We start from the raw sequence: 19,883 nt of genomic DNA on the forward strand, positions 1-19,883 counted from the left end.
AAACACCTGTTCCCATGCCGAACACAGAAGTTAAGCTTCTTAACGCCGAAAGTAGTTGGTGGGAAACTGCCTGCGAGGTTAGGTAGTCGCCGTGCTAAATAGGAGAGAGGACAAATGTCCTCTCTTTTTTTATAAAATTTTATTTGCATATTGAAAAATCCCTACCTTTGTTAGTAGGGATTTTTAATAGCTATTTATTTTCTCTAACGAACTTCGTTATGCAAATTAATAATACGAAGATGACTAATGCACTAATCATTGGGATACGATACTTTTCAAATATGAGTAATATTACTATCATAGCACCAAAGAAAAGCAAATCTAGTATATCCAAAATCGGATATAAAGGCATTTTGTACTTAGGAAGTTCACTAGTGGGAGTAACTTTTCTAAATTTCATGTGTGTCACTATCATGATTGACCAAATTATTAGAAACATACTCGTTGCAGTAGCAGAAATAAAATTAAAAGCATTTTGCATAATTAATGTTAATACCAAGCCAATGGCAATCATGCATGTAGAGAAAATCAATGCATTTTGTGGTAGCTGGCGTCTGTTCAATTTACCAAATGTTTTGCTGAATTTGCTTTTACCATTATAGTTAATTGAAAATAGTAGACGTCCAGCACTGTAAATAAAACTGTTAGTTGAAGATACAGCTGCACTAATTACGACGAAATTAATAATTGAACCTGCGTTTTTAATTCCTGTAGCTCCTAATGCCTGAACAAAAGGAGAACTGCTAGTAGAAACCTTCTCCCATGGAATTGCTAGTAGAATAGCGACGATGGCCAATACATAGAATAAAATAATTCTAATTGGTAATTGATTAATCGCTTTGACGATTGTCTTTTTCGGATTCTGAGCTTCCGCAGCCGTTAAGCCAATTAGCTCAACACCAATAAAGCTAAAGATAACCATTTGGAATCCAAGCAAGAATCCTTTAGAACCTCTGGCGAAAAATCCACCGTCAGTAATAAAATTACTCCATCCGATTATACCGTATTTAGTAGAATGACCTGTAAACATTAAATAGAAAATCATTATTACAAATGCGATAATAGTAATTATCTTAATGATTGCAAAGCTAAATTCCAAGTTTCCAAATACGCGGGCAGAAATTAGATTGATTCCTAGTAAAACTACAAATGTAATAGTACCAGGAAGCCAGGAAGGCGTATTAGGCCACCAATACTGAAAATAAATTCCTAGTGCGGTAGTTTCAGCCATGGCTAAGGTTAACCAACTGAACCAATATAAGTAACCTGTCACAAAGCCGATATTCTTACCTAAATATTGAGTAATAAAATCAATATAGGTAGTCTTATGCAGGTCTGAAAGAATCATTTCTCCTAACGCTCGCATCAAAAGAAACAAAAAAATTCCAACTAGAATATAAATCAGGATAACAGATGGACCAGTTTGGTTGATGCTGCTTCCAACACCTAGGAAAAGCCCAGTACCAATTGTGCCTCCTAGGGCGATTAATTGTACATGTGTATTAGTCAAACTCCGCTTCATTTTATTTCCATTATTAGAGGAAGTAGAGTCTTGTTTTTTCATTCAATTCTCCTTTCTTAGGTTCTATAAAATTTTAACACATAATTGTACTACTTTTGAAAAAAGCTAAATTCTTTAATGTTTTTTTCTAAAATAACTTATTTTAAGATGGATTGTCATTTTCTAAGTTAATCATTAATTAAAAATATACCAACTATAAAAAATATGCTTGACCAATTTAGAAAAAAAGTTTATGATTGCAGACGTAATAACAAATATTAACTAGTCCATTTATTTAAATTGAACTAGACCAAAGGAGAAAAATATGTGTGGAATTGTTGGCGTTGTAGGTAAATCAGCCAGAGATATTATTTTAAATGGTTTAACTAATCTTGAATATCGTGGATATGATTCAGCTGGTATTTACTTAAACGATTTAGAAGGTAATGAATATCTAACTAAAGCTGTTGGTCGTATTTCTAATTTAAAGGATAAGTTGACTCCTGATGAACAAGGATTAGTTGGTATTGGACACACTCGTTGGGCTACTCATGGGCAACCAACTGTTGATAATGCCCATCCTCATTTTGACGAAACTAAGCGTTTTTACTTAGTTCATAATGGTGTAATTGAAAACTACTTAGAATTAAAAGAAAAATACTTACAAGGTGTGAAGTTTCATTCAGATACTGATACAGAAGTTGTTGTGCAATTAATTAGTAAGATTGCTCGCGATAAGAATTTGGATGGATTTTCAGCATTTAAGGAAGCATTGAAGCTTGTAAAGGGCTCATATGCCTTCCTATTAATTGACAATACTAAGCCTGATCACGTTTATATTGCTAAGAACAAGTCACCTATGATGCTTGGATTGGGTGATGGCTTTAATATTATTGCTTCAGATGCTATTTCCGTTTTAGACCAAACTAAGACATTTGTTGACTTGCAAGATGGTGACGTTGGTGATATTACTAAGGATTCATTTATAATTGAAAACTTTGATGGTGAAAAGCAAGAGCGTGAGCCACATGTTTTAAATATTGATCCTAATGCTGCATCAAAAGGCACCTACGAATTCTACATGCTTAAAGAAATTGATGAACAACCAGGTGTAATGCGTCACTTATCTCAAGATTATTTAGATGATGCTGGTCATCCAGTAGTAGACAAGAATATTGTAGACGCAATGTCTAAGGCAGACCGTTTATATATTTTTGCTGCAGGAACAAGTTATCATGCAGGTCTTGTTGGTAAAGACTTATTTGAGACTCTTACTGGTATTCCAACTGAAGTTGGTTATGCTAGCGAAGCCGGCTATCACTTCCCAATGATGAGTAAGAACCCATTCTTTATCTTCTTATCACAATCTGGTGAAACAGCAGATTCACGAGTAGTCTTGAAGGAAGCTAATAAGCGTGGTATTCCTTCACTTACTATGACTAATGTTGAAGGTTCAACCTTATCTCGTGAAGCTAGCTATACTATGCTTTTGAAGGCAGGTCCAGAAATAGCTGTTGCATCTACTAAGGCATACACTGCTCAAGTTGCTCTTCAGGCTATTTTGGCTAAGGCAATTGGTGAAAATTTAGCTAATCCAAATGCTAAGAACTTTGCTTTAAAAGAAGAACTTGCTCTTGCTGCAGAAGGTATCCAACAAATTGTTGATGGTAAAGAGAAGATTAAGAAGCTTGCAGACGAATACTTGATTCATTCACGTAATGCCTTTTACATTGGTCGTGGTATTGATCACGCTGTTGCCTTGGAAGGTGCTTTGAAGCTTAAGGAAGTTTCATACATTCAAACAGAAGGATTTGCGGCAGCTGAACTTAAGCATGGTACTATTTCACTTATTGAAGAAGGGACTCCGGTTATTGCTCTTATTAGTGACCCAATAACTGCTGATCTTACTCGTGGTAATATTCAAGAAGTTGCTTCTCGTGGTGCTAGCGTAATTACGATTGCAGCTAAGAAGTTAGCCAAATATGGTGATACCTTAGTCTTACCTAATATTGACTATTTACTATCACCTCTATTGACTGTTGTTCCAACTCAGCTCCTAGCTTACTATGCATCTAAGGATAAGGGATTAGATGTTGATAAGCCTCGTAACTTAGCTAAGAGTGTAACAGTTGAATAAATGCTTATAAAGTTGATAATTAGAAGATAGGTACTATACCTATCTTTTTTTATATAGCTGATAAAGAGTATTTTTATGGAGAAGTAAATGATTTTAACCGAAAGGCAAAAGGCTATCCTTTCCTTGTTTCTGACTAGTCAAGAGATTACTGTAGCTGAAATAGAACAACGCATTAATATTAGTCGACGTACTGTTTATCGTGAATTTAATGATTTACGCAATATTTTAAAAGAACAAAATGTAAACTTAATAAGTAAGAAAAATAAATATTCTTTAATAGGAGATAAACAAGACCTAGCTGATTTACAATCCTTAATCCAGCAAACGCCTAGCCAAACCATGATGAGCGTTCAAGCACGTGAGAAGGCTATTGCTGTATTGTTATTGCTTAGTGATGAACCACAGAAAATAATAAGGTTTGCTTTGGATTTGAAAGTTAGTGAAGCTACTATTCAAAATGACCTAGACGTTGTTAGCAAATTATTAGCTAATTACGGTGTTAAGTTGGTAAGGATGCCGGGAATTGGCGTAAATATTCAGATCGATGAATATCGTAGAAGGCAGATTTTGATCGGCATATTATTAAGTGAAATTAATGATTATGAATTTTTTCATTATTTAAATCATCAAGATAGTAAGAATAACAACTTCTTTTTAGAATTATTTTCTAAAAAAGAACTTATCCAAGTTAGGAACTGGTTAGAAAGTACTATTTTTGATGTAATTCACTTAAATTCAGACCATCAAATTATTGATTTAATCTTGAGCTTTGTAGTTACATTAAAACGGATTGCTAGTGGTCATTTAATTAAAGACTTTAAGCAGGCAGCAGGATCGCTCAAGTATGAAGGATTAGTCTTTAAATTTATGGCGTTAGCAGCTGATACTAAAAAATTGCAAATTGAGCAAGCAGATGTAAATTACTTAGCCGAAAAGGTCATGATCTGTGATGGTAAACAGGTTAACATGCATTATGATAATGACAATGATTTAATAATTTCAATTAAGGTTAAAAGATTAGTCAAAGAAGTTTCAGAAAAGGTACATTGGAATTTTCAAAAGAATCCCTACTTTATTAAAAGGCTAAGTACGCATATTATTGGACTTTTAAGAAGAAGCGTCACTTCTTTACCTGATGCTAGGATTGAAACCTTAACTAGCTTGAGCCAACGCTTTAGTAAGCTGTATCGAGCAATATCAGAAGCTTGGCCGAAGATCTTTTTAGATGAGAAAATCAACAAGTCTGAATTGCAGCTACTATTACTATATTTTGCCAATGAATATACTAATTCTAGGAATAATCATGATCTAAATGCGCTGGTTATTTGTGAAAATGGAATTGGAACTTCGGCAATTTTAAGAACAAGATTAAGGCAAGAGCTACCAGAGATTAAGCAGATAAAAATTAGCAAAGTAGCAGATTTAAGTCGACTAAACTTGCAAGACTATGATTTGATTTTATCTACTTTAGAGTTGAAGGGCTTTTCAAGAAAGTACCAATTAGTCAGTCCACTATTATTAAGTGATGAAATTTCTAAAATAAAAAACTATCTCAAAGATTATGAACGAAAGTTTTCACTCAAGCCTACTCACCAGACAGATCATTTGCGGCAAGATGCAGTTAAAAAATTAGCAGAAATTTCAATTCAAGCTTTAACCTCTAGTGAATTGGTCAACGATATTAGAGTTCAAAGACTTACTAATAATTCATTAGATTTAATTTCAGTAGTGCAAGAGTGTGTAGCTAATACAGAGAATGTAATTCGAAATCAAACTGAAGTTACTAAAAAAATATTACAGAGAATCCAACTGGCTCCTGTTGGAATACCTAATAGTCAACTAGCCCTACTACATACAAGTGATAAGGAAATAAAGAAGTGTAGTTTTGTTATTTTTGATTTAGATAATCAACTATCTATGAAGGCGATGGACCATACTGAAATTTCAGTTAAGCGAATTCTATTAATGCTTGGACCGGAAAAGCTATCAGAAACAGAGCAAAGCATCATGAGCATGATATCTAGCATGATTATTATGAACGATACTAACTTTAAGTTGTTTACTAATGCTAGTCAAAATCAAATCAAGAATGCTATTGCGGACCAGTTTTTACAACAAATAAAAAGAAAATTTAAATAAACGTGAAATGATGAGCAAACTCTGACACTAACTTTTGTGCCAGAGTTCTATTTTTATTATGTTGTAAGCGCTTGCCTGACAAGCTATGATGAATATGTAAGTTAAGAGAGAAGGGGAAAATACTTATGGTGCAATCGAAGAATAGCTCTTCATTAAAAGTGAAAGTTCAAAAGTTTGGGACTGCCTTATCTGGTATGATTATGCCTAATATTGGTGCCATTATTGCCTGGGGTCTTACTGCGGCAATCTTTATGACACCAAATGGTTGGTTCCCAAATGCACAAATTAATAAATTAGTTCAGCCAATGTTAATCTACTTGTTGCCATTACTTATTGGGTATACAGGTGGACGAATGATCCATGAAGATCGTGGTGCGGTTATTGGTGCAATTGCTACTTTAGGTGTAATTGTTGGTACTAAGCAACCAATGTTCTTAGGTGCCATGATCATGGGACCACTCAGTGGTTGGCTACTTAAAAAGCTTGATGATGCATTTCAAGATAGGATTATATCTGGTTTTGAAATGATCTATAACAACTTTTCATTGGGTATTTTAGGCATGATCTTGGCCATCTTTGCCTACTTTGTAATTAACCCAATTATGATGTGGGGTAGTTACTGGGCAAGTGTTGGTGTTGATGCAATTATCCGCGTCCACTTATTGCCACTTGCTAATATCATTATTGAGCCTGCTAAGGTCTTATTCTTAAATAACGCAATTGGTAATGGTATCTTAGTTCCATTAGGTATCCAGCAAGCCTCAGAAGTAGGTAAGTCAGTTCTGTTCTTAATGGAATCTAACCCAGGACCAGGCTTAGGAATTTTACTTGCCTTTATGTTGTTTGGTAAAGGAAGCTCCAAGTCTTCAGCTCCAGGTGCTGCAATTATTGAATTCTTTGGTGGGGTTCATGAAATTTACTTCCCATACGTTTTAATGAAGCCAGCTTTAATTATAGCTGCAATTTGTGGTGGTATTACTGGTACAGCACTCTTTACCATGTTTAATGGTGGATTAAAAGCTGCTGCTTCACCTGGTTCTATCTTAGCTATCTTACTTGTTTCAGCTAAGGGATCTTATTTAGGTAATATCATTGGTGTTGCTGGCGCTGCAGTTGTGTCATTCATTATAGCTGCAATTATTCTTAAGCGTGACAAGGGTGAAGGTGACCTAGCTGCCAAGCAAAAAGAAATGGAATCAATGAAGGCAGAATCTAAAGGTCAGCAGATGCCTAGCGAACAGACTGCTCAAGATTCAGTTAAGTCATATGCAGATATTAAGAAAGTTATCTTTGCTTGTGATGCTGGTATGGGTTCTTCAGCAATGGGAGCATCGCTGCTTCGTGATAAATTTAAGAAGGCTGGTATTGACATTTCAGTAACTAATACCGCCGTTAGAAACTTAAAAGATGAACAAGGATTGTTAGTTGTAACTCAAGCCGAATTAGCAGACCGTGCTTTGCAAAAGACTCCAAATGCAATGCACGTATCTGTAGGTAACTTCTTAAATAGCCCTAAATATGACACAATTGTCGCTAACTTAAAAGCATTAACTCAAGTTAGTGATCGTCCAAAAGAAGCTAAAAAAGAAAAGACTGCTGGATCAATTGAGGGAATTGACTTTAATAAGATCAAAGAAATTGACTTTATCCGTCATGACCAACATGTTGGATCAGCAACAATGGCTAGAAGCTTATTTGAAGATGGATTAAAGAAGGCTGGTAAATCAGAGCCGGTTAAGGCATTGAAGATAAATGAATTAAGCGATGATGATGCTCGTTTAGTAATCGTAACTCCAGCAGCTAAGAAGAACTTAGTAGTGAGATATAGTGATATTCAAGTTGTAGTTGTTGATGACTTACTTCAAGATAATAAGCTTCAAGAAATTATCAATAAATTAAATTAGAGAGGTGATGAGAGATATGCAATTGGATTCAAAGATGATAAAGCTCAATCAAGACGTACCAACTAGAGATCAGGCAATTCGCATGGCCGGTCAACTCTTAGTTGATGGCGGCTGCGTTGAACCTGGCTATATTGATTCAATGATTGCCAGAAATAATGATGTTTCAACTTATATGGGTAACTTTATCGCTATTCCTCATGGAACAGATGAAGGCAAAAAACATATCAAAAAGACAGGTATTTCAGTGGTACAGATTCCAATGGGAGTAGATTTTAGTAATCCAGATGATGATACAGAGCAATTGGTAACAGTTGTGTTCGGAATTGCTGGACTTAACAATGAACACTTAAATCTTTTATCACAAATTGCAATTTTTTGTAGCGATGTTTCAAATGTAGCTAAACTTGCAGATGCGCAAACACCTGAAGAAGTAATTGATTTATTGAAAGAGGTAGGAAAGTAAAATGAGAGCAGTACATTTTGGTGCAGGTAATATTGGTCGTGGATTTATTGGTGAAACTTTAGCTGATAATGGCTTTGGAATTGACTTTGTCGATGTTAATGAAACAATTATCGACGAATTAAATAAACGTGGTGAATATGATATTGAGCTTGCTGCACCTGGCAAGAAGAGAATTCATGTTTCTAATGTCGATGGCATTAATAATGCCAAGAACCCTGAGAAGGTAGTTGAAGCAATTAAGACTACTGACATGGTTACAACTGCTATTGGACCAAAGATTTTGGACATTATTGCACCATTAATTGCTCAAGGCTTAACTGAAAGAATTAAGTCAGGTAACACTAAGCCGCTAGATGTTATTGCATGTGAGAACATGATTGGTGGATCACAACACTTAAAAGAAGAAGTTTATAAGCACTTAGATGATGAAGTAAAGCCTGAAATTGATAAGTATATTGGCTTTCCTAATGCAGCTGTAGATAGAATTGTACCAATCCAGAATAATGAAGATCCATTATTTGTTTCTGTTGAAGACTTTAAAGAATGGGTTATTGACGAAAGTCAGATGAAGAATAAGGATATTAAGCTCAAGGGTGTTGACTATGCTCCAGACCTTGAACCTTATATCGAAAGAAAACTATTCTCTGTTAATACTGGACATGCAACTGTTGCTTACACTGGTAAGAGTTTAGGATATTCAACTATTGGGGATGCAATTAAGGATCCATTTGTATTAAAACAAGTTAAGCGTGTACTTAGTGAAACTCGTTCATTGTTGTTTAATAAATGGAACAAGGAATTTACTGAAGAAAGTCTAGAAGAGTATCACAACAAGATCTTAAGCAGATTCCAAAACCCATATATCTCAGATGATATTGCGCGTGTTGGTAGAACTCCAATCCGTAAGTTAGGCTACAATGAAAGATTTATTCGCCCAATTCGTGAATTAAAAGACCGCAATCTAAGCTATGATGCCTTAATGGAAACAGTGGGCAGAATCTATCATTTTGATGAGCCTAACGATAAGGAAAGCGTTAAATTAATGCAAATGCTTAAGGATGAAGATTTAAGAAATGTAATTGTTGAAACTACAGGTCTTAAGGACGATCCTGAGCTTGTCAATGAAATTGAAAAGTCATACCAAGCTGCTGAAGAAGATAAGAAGGCTTAATTATTGAGTAAAAAGTATCATTATTGGTTTATTTCCAAAATGATGCTTTTTTTATAAAGATTAACATTTATAAATGTGAATATTTTTTCAATATAAATAATATGTGATATTAAATTGCTTATTTTATAATATTTTTATTTGAGAAAAAATTAACAAATATCTTTACAGATGATTTTTTTAGTTATATACTTACTTTGATAAAAAAATCACAAGAAGATTACTTTGTAGGAGGCACACTCAATGGTGCAAGAAAGTAAAGTAGAAAAAAGTCCTAAAACTATTGACGTAGATAAGATGATTAATAGCTACGTAGAGAAGGCACATGTTGCCTTAGATAAGATGGCTGACTTTAGCCAAGAACAAGTAGACAAGATCTGTGAAGCAGTTGCTACTGCAGGTGAAAAGAATAACTATCTCTTAGCTAAAATGGCTGTTGAAGAAACTGGCAGAGGTGTTGTTGAAGATAAGGCTATCAAGAACATGTTCGCTAGCGAGAATATCTGGAACAGTTTACGTCACGAAAAGACTGTTGGTGTGATTGAAGAAGATAAAGAAAAGCAATTAGTAAAAATTGCCGAACCTAAAGGAGTTATTGCTGGTATTACTCCAGTCACTAATCCAACTTCAACTGTTATCTTTAAGGCTATGCTTGCTTTAAAAACTAGAAATGCAATTATCTTTGGCTTCCACCCACAAGCACAAAAGTCTTGTGTAAAGACCGCTGAAATTATTCGTGAAGCTGCAGTATCTGCCGGTGCTCCTGCAGATGCAGTGCAATGGATTGAACACCCAAGCCTAGAAGCTACTAGCAAGTTGATGCAACATCCTAATGTTCAAACTATCTTGGCAACTGGTGGACCAGGTATGGTTAAGGCTGCATATTCATCTGGTAAACCTGCAATTGGTGTTGGTCCTGGTAATGGTCCTACTTATATTGAAAAGACAGCTAATATTGCCGAATCAGTCAATGATATTGTATTATCTAAGACCTTTGATAATGGGATGATCTGTTCTTCTGAAAATTCCGTTGTTGTTGATGAAGATATTTATGAAGAAGTTAAACAAGAATTCAAGGCTTGGAATTGCTACTTCTTAACTCCTACAGAGATTAAAAAGTTCGAACAAAAATTCATCGACCCTAAGCGTGGTACAGTAGCTGGTCCGATTGCTGGTAAGTCAGCTTACCAAATTGCTAAGTTATGTGGTGTTGACGTACCAGAAGATACTAAGGTAATTATTGCAGAATATAAGGGTGTCGGTAGAAACTTCCCACTTTCAGCTGAAAAGTTATCTCCAGTATTTACTTTATATAAGGCTAAAGATCATGAAGACGCTTATAGAATCTGCCGTGACTTATTGAATTATGGTGGTAGAGGTCACACTGCTGGCGTTCACTCACATGACCAAGCTGTCATTGATGACTTCTCTATGAAGATGGATGCATGCCGTATCTTAGTTAACTCACCAGCTTCTGTTGGTGGTGTAGGCGATTTATACAATAATATGTTGCCATCATTGACTTTAGGTACTGGTTCATATGGTGCTAATACCTTCTCACACAATATCGGCGCCCGCGACTTATTGAATATTAAGACAGTAGCTAAGCGTAGAGATAATATGCAATGGGTAAAAGTTCCCAGCAAAACCTACTTCGAACACAACGCTGCCAACTACTTAAAGCATATGCCTGATGTTGAGAGATTCTTTATTGTAACTGATGAAACGGTAGCTTCATTATTTGCCAATGAAATTACTGATATTATTAGTCAACGTCGTGGTAGAAAGAGCTACGAAGTCTTCCAAACTGTACCATCTGATCCAACTACTGATACTGTCGCAGATGGTGTTCACCGGATGAAGATCTTTAAGCCAGATGTAATCATTGCCATCGGTGGTGGCTCAGTAATGGATGCTGCTAAGGCTATGCGCTTGTTCTATGAAGATCCAGAGATGACCTTTGCTAAGGCTACTCAAAAGTTTATGGACATTCGCAAGCGTACTGTCCGCTTCCCTAAGTACAATTCAATTCAATTGGTATGTATCCCAACTACTTCTGGTACTGGTTCAGAAGTTTCACCATTTGCGATTATCAAGAACTCTAATAATGGTATCAAGTACACTATTTGTGATTATGCCTTGAATCCAGATGTTGCTATCGTTGATGACCAATTCGTTGAAAACTTACCCCAAGAATTAATAGCACGTTCAGGCTTTGAAGCATTAGCCCACGCTCTAGAAAGCTATGTATCAACCATGGCAACTGACTTTACTCGTGGTTGGTCAATGGAAGCAATTAAGCTTATCTTTGAAAACTTAGTAAAATCATACAATGGTAATATGATTGCTCGTAGCAAGATGCATAATGCGGCTACCTTAGCTGGTATGGCTTATGCTAATGCCTTCTTGGGTGTAGGTCACGCAATTGCTCATACTGAAGGATCAACCTTCAATATTCCAGCCGGCTTAAGTGATGCTATTGCAATGCCATACGTAATTAAGTTCAACTCTAAACGTCCAAGAAAGCTTGCTATGCGTCCACACTACTCTGTTTATAGAGCAGATAAAGATTATGTTGAAATTGCTAAGTCCCTAGGCTTGAAGGGTAACAGTAATGAAGAATTGATTAATGAGTTAGTTAAGAAGTTCGTTGAATTAGCTCATCAAGTTGGTATGAAACTTAGCTTGAAGGCAAATGGTGTAAGTGAATCTGAATTTAATGCTAAAGTTGAAGATCTTGCAGTTGAAGCTTATGGTGACCAAAACACGGTAACCAATCCATCAGCCTTATTAATTAACGAAATTGTAGAGTTAATGAAGAAGACTTACAGTGGTGAAGGTATTGAGAAGTAAATAATTTACTCATGATTATAAGCAGGAAGAAGAGAATATTCTTCCTGTTTTTTGTATAATTATGGTAACCGATTACAATAAAGGAGTAAAAAATGATTAATTTAGGTATAGTAGGTTCAGGGATGATCGTTCATGATTTTTTATCAATTGCAGATCAAGTACCAGATTTGAATTTAACTGCAATTTCAACTACCAAGCGTAGTGAAAAGATTGGGCAAGAATTGAGTAAAAAATACGGTATTAAGTATGCGTATAGTGATAATGAAGAATTATATGCCAATGATGAAGTGAACACTGTCTATGTGGGTGTACCGAATAACTTGCATTATGAAGTAGCTAAGAAGGCTTTATTGGCATCTAAGAATGTAATCTGTGAAAAGCCATTTGTCGATACGGCTCAACAAGCTAGAGAACTGAAGCGAATTGCTGATGAAAAGGGCGTCTTCTTGGTTGAAGCTATCACTAATATTTATTTGGCTAATTTCAATTATTTGAAAGATCATCTGGCAACTATTGGTCCAATTCATCAAGTTAGCCTTAACTTTACCCAGTATTCAAGTCGTTACGATAATTTTTTGAAGGATATTATTGAGCCGGTATTTGACTATCGTAAGAATGGTGGAGCTTTAATGGATATTGGAATCTATAATATTCATTTGGCTGTAGGGTTATTCGGCAAGCCTGAGTCTGTGAAATATTTCCCTGTAATGCAGAAGAAGGTAGATACTTCAGGAACGTTAATGCTTACTTATCCGGGGATGCAGGTTAGTTCAATTGCGGCAAAAGATTCCTATGTTACTGATCAATGGAGTTATATTGAAGGTGAAAAGGGTACGCTTAAGATTAAGGGCTCACTTGGTCAATTAAATGAAGTAGAGCTTGATCTAAAGGGCAACAAGCCTGAAACAATTGAATTAAACAAGTACAATGATCGCATGGTGGCAGAATTTGTAGAATTTAGTCGCATGATTAAGGAACATGATATTGCTGCAGCTGACAAGGCGCTCGAGCATTCATTAGCAGTGTTAGAAGTACTAGAACAGGCAAGAAGCTAATTATAGGATAGAAACAAAGGAGCTAGGTTTTTAAACTTAGATTTTTTTAGATAATTTATAAACTTTATACTGTAGTAAATTGAAAAAATCGTTGATAATCTTAGTTACGTAAACTAATATATCAACGATTTTTGCGATTATAGAATCTTTTATTTGCTAACTATGTCCTATTAAATTAAGTTATAAGCCAATTAAACTATTTGATTAACAGCTTTTGGAAAGTAATCTCTATATGCAATAATTAATTCTTCAATTGCTTTTTTAGAAAATTCCGCATTTAATGAGCTGTTTACCATTTTTCTAAAATCATTTAATTTAACAGCTTTACCATTATCGACAATATGTTTAAAAATATTATCAATAATAGATGATTCTTGAGATGTTAAATTATATTTGATTAAAAAATAATCTCTAGTGCATATACTGTGTTCTTCACATAAGTCAACAAGTAAATTAGAAATATGGTAAAGTTTATATTCTAATTCTTCTGAAGTCATACTAGCCACTCTAATCCTTGTCGAATCCAAAATGCTATGGTTCCGGCTGTAGAAGATTTCATTCCTGATTGTATTAATACTCTAGATATTTGACCTTCAACAGTTCCATAAGCTAAACTTTCGTATTTTAATAATTTTTTCAAAGTTGGTTCAACAGTTTTAAACGCAGATTCTACTGAAGCGGCAGCATTGGAACCAACATATCTTCTTATAATGTTTATAATCTTGTTTTTATTTTTTTATTATAGTTATAATAATGCATTTCGTCAAATGTGTATCCAGTTTTTTACACTTGCAATTTATTACAATAAATGTTTTAATATGTTTAAACTTTTAAACATAGTTAGAGGGTATATTATGGATAAAGAAAAGACGTTATCTGCTTTTGAGGCAGTTATGCCGGCGTTTGGAATTTTTCAAGATAAGAAGCGGCAACAATTGATGACTGAATTATGCTGCAAGGGAGAGCTAACTGTTAATGAATTAACTGCTACTACTTCTCTATCTAGACCAGCAGTGTCACATCATTTGAAATTAATGCTAGATGCTGGTGTAATTAAGGTAGAGCAAGTTGGGGTAGAGCGACGTTATTCTCCCAACTTAGAACCCGTTATTAAGAAGTTAAAGGACTTAACAGCAGCTTTGGAAGAATAGGCTGTTTATATTTTAAATATTAGGTTTAAATGTTTAAACGTATTGATAATAAAGGAGAAAGAAAAGCTAAAATGAAAGCTTGGCAACAATTAACTTTTAAAAGTGGCTTAAATCTAAAGAACCGTTTGGTTAAGGCAGCTACTAGTGAAACTTTAGGAGATAGTAGTGCTAATCCTACGCCTCAATTAATTAACTTGTATCGTAAGTGGTCTGAAGGTGGCATCGGAATGATTATTTCCGGTAATGTAATGGTTGACCGCACAGCCCGAGGGGAAGTTGGTAATGTAGTAGTTGACGATCAAACCAATTTAAACTTGCTTAAGAAGTGGGCAGCAGCTGGTAAAAGTAATAACAGTCATATGTTACTGCAATTGAACCATCCGGGTCGCCAAGCCCCTAAGACATTGAATCCGCACCCGGTTGCACCAAGCAGCGTAGCTTTAAAGGGCGATAATGCCTTTGGATTTAATCCACCGAGAGCATTAACCTTACCAGAAATTAAAGAAATCATTGCTGCCTTTGGAAGGGCTGCGCAGTTGGCAGAGCAGGCTGGCTTTTCAGGGGTTGAGATTCATGCCGCCCATGGATACTTGTTGAATCAATTCTTATCACCAGCAGCTAATAAACGAACAGATGCTTATGGTGGTAGTTTAGAAAACCGAATGCGAATTGTCTTACAAATTTATGACCGTATTAGGTCGCTAACAAGTAGTAGCTTTACTGTTGGAATTAAGATAAATTCATCTGACTTTACCCCTGATGGCTTCACAGTTGAAGATTCATTAGCTGTTATGAAAGCACTAGATAAGCGTGGGATTGACTTCATTGAAATATCTGGTGGATCTTATGAACAGCTCAAGATGATGGGAACAGGTAAAGGGGCAATGTTTATTAAATATTCTAAAACCGCTAAAAAAGAAGTCACTGCTCCAATTATAGTAACCGGCGGTTTTAGGACGGCAGAGGGAATTGAACAAGCCTTAGCAAGTAATGCAACTGACTTAGTTGGATTAGCTAGACCAATTGTATTGAATCCGACGTTGCCTAACGATCTAGGCAATAATAGGTTTTCTAAAGTAGTTGTGCCTCACTTTTCAACTGGATGGTCACAACTGGACAAAAAAGTTGGCTCAATCGTAGGTCTAGCGTATTATGAAGAGCAGATGGATCGTTTAACTAAAGGTAAAGAAATTAAGCAGCCAAGGACTGCTTGGCCAATACTAGCTTATGCATTTCGTAAACAAGGATTAGGAGCTTTAATGCCAAGGAGAGGATAATTATGAAAAAGAAAATTTTAGTAGTTGAAACCAATCAAGCAACATACGGTGATAAGTCGCAAGCAACTGGTTTATGGTTAGGAGAAACAACCGAATTTGTCTTAGCTGTTGAAAAGGCTGGTTATGAGGTAGATTATGTAAGTCCTAAGGGTGGATACGTTCCAATTGATCCAAGAAGTATGAAATATGCAGATAAAGCGAGCTTAAAATTATATCAGCAAGCTGATTTTCAAGATAGGGCATTAGCACATACCCTTTCTCCTAGTGAAATTAATCCATCTGATTATATTGCAATATATTATGCTGGTGGTCATGGAGTAATGTGGGACTTTCCTGATAATCAAGGCTTACAAAAGATTGCCGAAGCAATTTATAATCAAGGCGGTTATGTAACTTCTGTATGTCATGGCATTGCTGGCTTGTTGAACTTGAAGGTAAATGGAGATTACTTAATAAAGGGACGTAAAGTTACTGGCTTTACCACAGCAGAAGAGATTTTAGCTGGAAAGAGAAGAATTGTCCCATTCTTAAACCAAGCAGAAACAGCCAAGCGTCATGGTCAGTTTATCCGTCGTCGGGCTTATGCTTCATTTGCTATTCAAGATGGGCACTTAATTACAGGACAAAATCCTTTTTCAGCCAAGGCGGTGGCTGATAAGCTTATAAAAGCACTAGCTAAAAAACAATAATTTGAATATAAAAAATCGTTAGGGATTTAGTTTCTCTAACGATTTTTTTGAATGTTATTTGTCTTCGTAGCCTTTAGGGTGGCTTTGGTGCCACTTCCAAGCTGTCGCAATTACATCATTAACATCTTCATGTTCTGGCTTCCAGCCTAAAATTTCACGAGCCTTAGTTGAATCAGCTACTAAGCTATCTGGATCACCGCCACGTCTTGGACCAATAGTATAAGGAATATCAATTCCAGTAACTTCTTTAGCTGCTTGTAAGATTTCTAGGTTAGAGTAACCTTGTGCAGTACCTAAGTTGAAGACATCAGACTTATTAGTCTTCATAACGTGTTTAAGTGCTAAGATGTGAGCATCAATTAGGTCTTCAACTTGAACATAGTCACGAACGTTGGTGCCGTCTTTAGTATTATAATCATCACCAAAGATCGTGAAGTTACCATCACCAGCAATGGCACTCTTTAAGATGTTAGGAATTAAGTGGGTTTCTGGACCATGGTCCTCACCAATAGTACCATCACTTGCTGCACCAGCAACGTTGAAGTAACGAAGAGCAATTGATTTGATACCATTGGCCTTGTCAGCCCAGTGCATGATCTTTTCCATCATCATCTTGGTTTCACCGTATGGGTTGATTGGGTTTAGTGGGGTATCTTCAGTGATAGGTAATTTTTCTGGGATACCATAAGTTGCAGCACTGGAAGAGAATACCAAGTACTTAACACCTGCATCGTCCATTGCCTTTAAGAGTGAAATCATCCCAGTTACATTGTTATCATAATATTTAAGTGGCTTTTGAACAGATTCACCAACCAATGAATAAGCGGCGAAGTGCATTACTGCTTCAATCTTCTCGTTGCGTAAGATCTTGTTGACTAAGAATGTGTCTTCGATGTCGCCTTGGTAGAACTTAGCCTTAGGATCGACTGCCTTTCTGTGACCAGTATATAAGGAGTCTAAGACAACAACATCATTGCCACTTTCAATTAACTTTCTAACAGCGTGGGAACCGATATAACCCGCTCCCCCAATAACTAAAACTCGCATAATACGCTCCTTTTTTAGTGATTTTAAATCGTTTTCAAGCATATTCTACCACAGTTATAAATTAGTGAAAGCAAATATTACTTAAAATAAAAATATTTTTAGTAAATATATAGATTAATTAGTAAATATTTCTTCAATAATATTAATAACTTTCCTTGACTTAAAAATATTTATAATCAGTAAATATTATGTATAATAAGAGTAAATATATTTTTGAAAAGAGGATAAGTAATGGCAACAATTAAGGATATTGCAACTAAATCTGGCTATTCACCGGCGACGGTTTCGAGAGTATTAAATAATGATTCTAACCTATCAGTAACAGCATCTACAAGGAATAAGATTATGCAAGTTGCCAGTGAATTAGAATATTGGCAGACACATAAAAAGCAACGCAAGAATAACTTTACGGTTGGATTTTTATATCAAGTTAGTGGCAAGGAACAGTTAGAGGATGCTTATTTTGCCTCTTTAAAGTCTAGGATCGTTGAAGCTGCTAAGAGTGAGAATATTAATCTTATTAGGGTTGAATCTGTCGATGAATTGATTGATAAAGCTTCAAAGCTGCAAGGTTTTATAGCTGTCGATGAAGAGAGGATGGACCATGCTCAACTACTAAAGCTGAGCCATGTTCTACCTAGTGGCGTATTTATTGACTCTAATCCAATGCCGGGTGTTTTTGATTCGGTGAAGCCTAATTTGGTTTTAACGGTAAGGGATGCGGTTAAGAGAATGTTAGAAGCTGGCTATAAGAGTATTGGCTTCATTGGGGCTAATAAGCCTGATTACGATCAGACTAGTCCTGAAGATGTTAGGGCAACGGTTTTTAAGGAAGAAATGAGTTTACACCCCGAAGTAGCAGCCAGTGTTCTAGTAGATGGGGTGTTTAGCGTTGAAAATGGTTATAAGCTAGGCAAGCAAATGCTGCAATCTTCCTTACCACAAGGATTAATTATCGCTTCTGATACTCTTAGTGTAGGAGTGTTACAAGCATTTAATGAAAAGAAGGTATCTATACCCGGTGATACACAGATTCTAAGTATTAATAATTTAGGGATTGCTAATTATGTTTCGCCGCCACTTTCATCATATAACGTTGACCAAGAAACACTAAGTAATATGGGTTTAATGCTGCTTAAAGATGCAATCATCAATCCCGCAAGACCCAAGGTGGAAATGAATGTTAATACTAACTTAGTAATTAGAAAAAGTTTTATTTAGTAAATTATGCTAATTTTATTTACTAAAAATAATTAAAATTGTATACTTAAACTGTAAGCGATTACTTAATTAACTTTGATTTACTAATAGGAGAAAAACATGAATAAGCAAGAATTACTTTCATCATATAAAGATATATTTGGTCAAGATGGGACTGACGTGTTCTTTTCACCGGGTAGAATTAATGTTATTGGTGAACATACCGATTATAATGGTGGGCATGTCTTTCCAGCGGCAATTAGCTTAGGAATCTATGGCGTATATGGCCCAAGAGAAGATAATCAAGTTAACCTCTATTCTGGCAATATTGACGGTCCAATTGTGGAATTTGCTTTAGACGATAGTAGCGTTGAGAAGGGGAATCATTTTTGGACTAATTACTTTAAGGGAATGATTACCTATCTTCGCCAGAGAGAAGACGGCAATAAGATCAATCATGGCTTTAATCTTTATATTAAGGCGACCCTGCCATCAGGTTCAGGACTATCTTCTAGTGCGGCGCTAGAGATGTTAATGGGGATTATCTTGAAGGAAGAATTCGAACTTGACGTTACCCGTCTAGAACTAGCTCGTTTGGGTCAGAAGACTGAGAATGAATTCGTTGGTCTAAATTCTGGTATCATGGATCAGTTCGCCTGCATTATGGGTAAGAAGGATAGTGCAATCTTCTTGGATTGCAACAGTATGGAGTATGAATATAAGCCACTTAAGTTGGGCGATTATGAGATTATCATTATGTCTACTAATAAAGAACATACTCTAGCTGATTCTGCCTATAATGATCGTGTAGCTGAATGCGGTAGAGCCTTGAAGAAGTTGCAACAAGGTCTTGATATTAAGGCTTTAGGTGAGATTGATGAGGATACTTTGGATGAATATTCTTACTTGATTAATGATGAAGTAGAGTTAAAGCGTGCCCGTCATGCAGTCAGTGAGAATCAAAGGACAATTCGTGCAACTAAGGCAATGGAAGATAATGACTTAGAAAAGCTGGGTCGCTTAATCAATGCCTCTCATGTTTCACTTCATTATGATTATGAAGTAACTGGTCAAGAGCTTGATACTCTAGCAGAAACAGCTTGGAGGCAAGCTGGCGTATTAGGAGCTAGAATGATTGGTGGCGGCTTTGGCGGGAGCGCAATTGCCATTGTCAAAAAGAGTGAGGCAGATAAGTTTAAGGAGAATGTTGGTCAGGCTTATCGAGATATAGTTGGCTATGAAGCTAGCTTTTATGATGCAGAGATTGTTGATGGGACTAAGAGAATTTAGGTAAATAGA

General features: G+C 35.8%; 15 protein-coding genes and 1 rRNA gene. 13 read left to right on the plus strand and 3 right to left on the minus strand.

Features of this window, described 5'->3' with window-relative positions:
• Nucleotides 1-95 (plus strand): 5S ribosomal RNA (rrf, locus tag J2Z60_RS07665); the annotation flags it as partial.
• Between the two features lie 95 nt (nucleotides 96-190).
• Here rrf and J2Z60_RS07670 read toward each other — a convergent pair.
• Nucleotides 191-1,564: an amino acid permease gene (locus tag J2Z60_RS07670; RefSeq protein WP_209687115.1), complete on the minus strand. Its 1,374-nt coding sequence runs from the start codon at nucleotides 1,562-1,564 to the stop codon at nucleotides 191-193.
• Nucleotides 1,565-1,826: 262 nt separating this feature from the next.
• On the opposite strand from J2Z60_RS07670, the gene glmS reads away from it, so the two are divergent.
• The 7 genes from glmS (at nucleotide 1,827) to J2Z60_RS07705 (ending at nucleotide 13,220) form a co-directional block, all read left to right on the plus strand.
• Nucleotides 1,827-3,638: a glutamine--fructose-6-phosphate transaminase (isomerizing) gene (gene glmS, locus J2Z60_RS07675; RefSeq protein ID WP_209687116.1), complete on the plus strand. Its 1,812-nt coding sequence runs from the start codon at nucleotides 1,827-1,829 to the stop codon at nucleotides 3,636-3,638.
• Between the two features lie 87 nt (nucleotides 3,639-3,725).
• A complete protein-coding gene (locus tag J2Z60_RS07680) occupies nucleotides 3,726-5,777 on the plus strand; it encodes a BglG family transcription antiterminator (protein ID WP_209687117.1) in 2,052 nt (683 codons plus the stop codon).
• Nucleotides 5,778-5,902: 125 nt separating this feature from the next.
• Nucleotides 5,903-7,681, plus strand: a complete 1,779-nt coding sequence (locus J2Z60_RS07685) for a PTS mannitol transporter subunit IIBC (protein WP_209687118.1) — start codon at nucleotides 5,903-5,905, stop codon at nucleotides 7,679-7,681.
• 16 nt (nucleotides 7,682-7,697) lie between these two features.
• Entirely contained in the window at nucleotides 7,698-8,144 is a 447-nt protein-coding gene (locus J2Z60_RS07690; RefSeq protein WP_209687119.1) for a PTS mannitol transporter subunit IIA, read from the plus strand.
• 1 nt (nucleotide 8,145) lies between these two features.
• Nucleotides 8,146-9,315: a mannitol-1-phosphate 5-dehydrogenase gene (locus J2Z60_RS07695; RefSeq protein ID WP_209687120.1), complete on the plus strand. Its 1,170-nt coding sequence runs from the start codon at nucleotides 8,146-8,148 to the stop codon at nucleotides 9,313-9,315.
• A gap of 240 nt (nucleotides 9,316-9,555) precedes the next feature.
• Nucleotides 9,556-12,165 carry a bifunctional acetaldehyde-CoA/alcohol dehydrogenase gene (gene adhE, locus J2Z60_RS07700; protein WP_209687121.1) on the plus strand — a complete coding sequence of 870 codons (2,610 nt, stop codon included), beginning with the start codon at nucleotides 9,556-9,558 and terminating at the stop codon, nucleotides 12,163-12,165.
• A 95-nt stretch (nucleotides 12,166-12,260) separates the two neighbouring features.
• A complete protein-coding gene (locus tag J2Z60_RS07705) occupies nucleotides 12,261-13,220 on the plus strand; it encodes a Gfo/Idh/MocA family protein (RefSeq protein ID WP_209687182.1) in 960 nt (319 codons plus the stop codon).
• Nucleotides 13,221-13,411: 191 nt separating this feature from the next.
• Here J2Z60_RS07705 and J2Z60_RS07710 read toward each other — a convergent pair whose 3' ends face one another.
• The gene (locus J2Z60_RS07710) at nucleotides 13,412-13,717 is read right to left on the minus strand and encodes a hypothetical protein (RefSeq protein WP_209687122.1); all 306 of its coding nucleotides are present in this window, start codon (nucleotides 13,715-13,717) and stop codon (nucleotides 13,412-13,414) included.
• 357 nt (nucleotides 13,718-14,074) lie between these two features.
• Between J2Z60_RS07710 and J2Z60_RS07715 the strand changes: the two genes are divergently transcribed.
• The 3 genes from J2Z60_RS07715 to J2Z60_RS07725 are packed head-to-tail and all read left to right on the plus strand — an operon-like array spanning nucleotide 14,075 to nucleotide 16,337.
• Nucleotides 14,075-14,371, plus strand: coding sequence for an ArsR/SmtB family transcription factor (locus tag J2Z60_RS07715; protein WP_209687123.1), 297 nt, complete (start codon nucleotides 14,075-14,077; stop codon nucleotides 14,369-14,371).
• A gap of 29 nt (nucleotides 14,372-14,400) precedes the next feature.
• Nucleotides 14,401-15,648, plus strand: coding sequence for an NADH:flavin oxidoreductase/NADH oxidase family protein (locus J2Z60_RS07720; protein ID WP_245328758.1), 1,248 nt, complete (start codon nucleotides 14,401-14,403; stop codon nucleotides 15,646-15,648).
• 2 nt (nucleotides 15,649-15,650) lie between these two features.
• On the plus strand, nucleotides 15,651-16,337 hold the full coding sequence (locus J2Z60_RS07725) for a type 1 glutamine amidotransferase domain-containing protein (protein WP_209687124.1): 687 nt from the start codon (nucleotides 15,651-15,653) through the stop codon (nucleotides 16,335-16,337).
• A 54-nt stretch (nucleotides 16,338-16,391) separates the two neighbouring features.
• Here J2Z60_RS07725 and galE read toward each other — a convergent pair whose 3' ends face one another.
• Entirely contained in the window at nucleotides 16,392-17,384 is a 993-nt protein-coding gene (gene galE, locus J2Z60_RS07730; protein ID WP_209687125.1) for a UDP-glucose 4-epimerase GalE, read from the minus strand.
• A 231-nt stretch (nucleotides 17,385-17,615) separates the two neighbouring features.
• On the opposite strand from galE, the gene J2Z60_RS07735 reads away from it, so the two are divergent.
• A complete protein-coding gene (locus tag J2Z60_RS07735) occupies nucleotides 17,616-18,605 on the plus strand; it encodes a LacI family DNA-binding transcriptional regulator (protein WP_209687126.1) in 990 nt (329 codons plus the stop codon).
• Between the two features lie 99 nt (nucleotides 18,606-18,704).
• On the plus strand, nucleotides 18,705-19,874 hold the full coding sequence (locus J2Z60_RS07740; protein WP_209687127.1) for a galactokinase: 1,170 nt from the start codon (nucleotides 18,705-18,707) through the stop codon (nucleotides 19,872-19,874).
• The last annotated feature ends 9 nt before the right edge of the window (nucleotides 19,875-19,883 follow it).

The sequence above is a fragment of the Lactobacillus colini genome (assembly GCF_017874575.1).
Taxonomy (GTDB): Bacteria; Bacillota; Bacilli; order Lactobacillales; family Lactobacillaceae; genus Lactobacillus; species Lactobacillus colini.

Bases quoted from the DNA above. Each gene is read 5' to 3' on its own strand.
- adhE (WP_209687121.1), top strand. From the start codon at position 9,556: ATGGTGCAAGAAAGTAAAGTAGAAAAAAGTCCTAAAACTATTGACGTA.
- J2Z60_RS07690 (WP_209687119.1), top strand. From the start codon at position 7,698: ATGCAATTGGATTCAAAGATGATAAAGCTCAATCAAGACGTACCAACT.
- J2Z60_RS07670 (WP_209687115.1), bottom strand. From the start codon at position 1,564: ATGAAAAAACAAGACTCTACTTCCTCTAATAATGGAAATAAAATGAAG.
- J2Z60_RS07725 (WP_209687124.1), top strand. From the start codon at position 15,651: ATGAAAAAGAAAATTTTAGTAGTTGAAACCAATCAAGCAACATACGGT.
- J2Z60_RS07715 (WP_209687123.1), top strand. From the start codon at position 14,075: ATGGATAAAGAAAAGACGTTATCTGCTTTTGAGGCAGTTATGCCGGCG.
- J2Z60_RS07695 (WP_209687120.1), top strand. From the start codon at position 8,146: ATGAGAGCAGTACATTTTGGTGCAGGTAATATTGGTCGTGGATTTATT.
- glmS (WP_209687116.1), top strand. From the start codon at position 1,827: ATGTGTGGAATTGTTGGCGTTGTAGGTAAATCAGCCAGAGATATTATT.
- J2Z60_RS07720 (WP_245328758.1), top strand. From the start codon at position 14,401: ATGTTTAAACGTATTGATAATAAAGGAGAAAGAAAAGCTAAAATGAAA.
- J2Z60_RS07685 (WP_209687118.1), top strand. From the start codon at position 5,903: ATGGTGCAATCGAAGAATAGCTCTTCATTAAAAGTGAAAGTTCAAAAG.
- galE (WP_209687125.1), bottom strand. From the start codon at position 17,384: ATGCGAGTTTTAGTTATTGGGGGAGCGGGTTATATCGGTTCCCACGCT.
- J2Z60_RS07680 (WP_209687117.1), top strand. From the start codon at position 3,726: ATGATTTTAACCGAAAGGCAAAAGGCTATCCTTTCCTTGTTTCTGACT.
- J2Z60_RS07710 (WP_209687122.1), bottom strand. From the start codon at position 13,717: ATGACTTCAGAAGAATTAGAATATAAACTTTACCATATTTCTAATTTA.
- J2Z60_RS07740 (WP_209687127.1), top strand. From the start codon at position 18,705: ATGAATAAGCAAGAATTACTTTCATCATATAAAGATATATTTGGTCAA.
- J2Z60_RS07735 (WP_209687126.1), top strand. From the start codon at position 17,616: ATGGCAACAATTAAGGATATTGCAACTAAATCTGGCTATTCACCGGCG.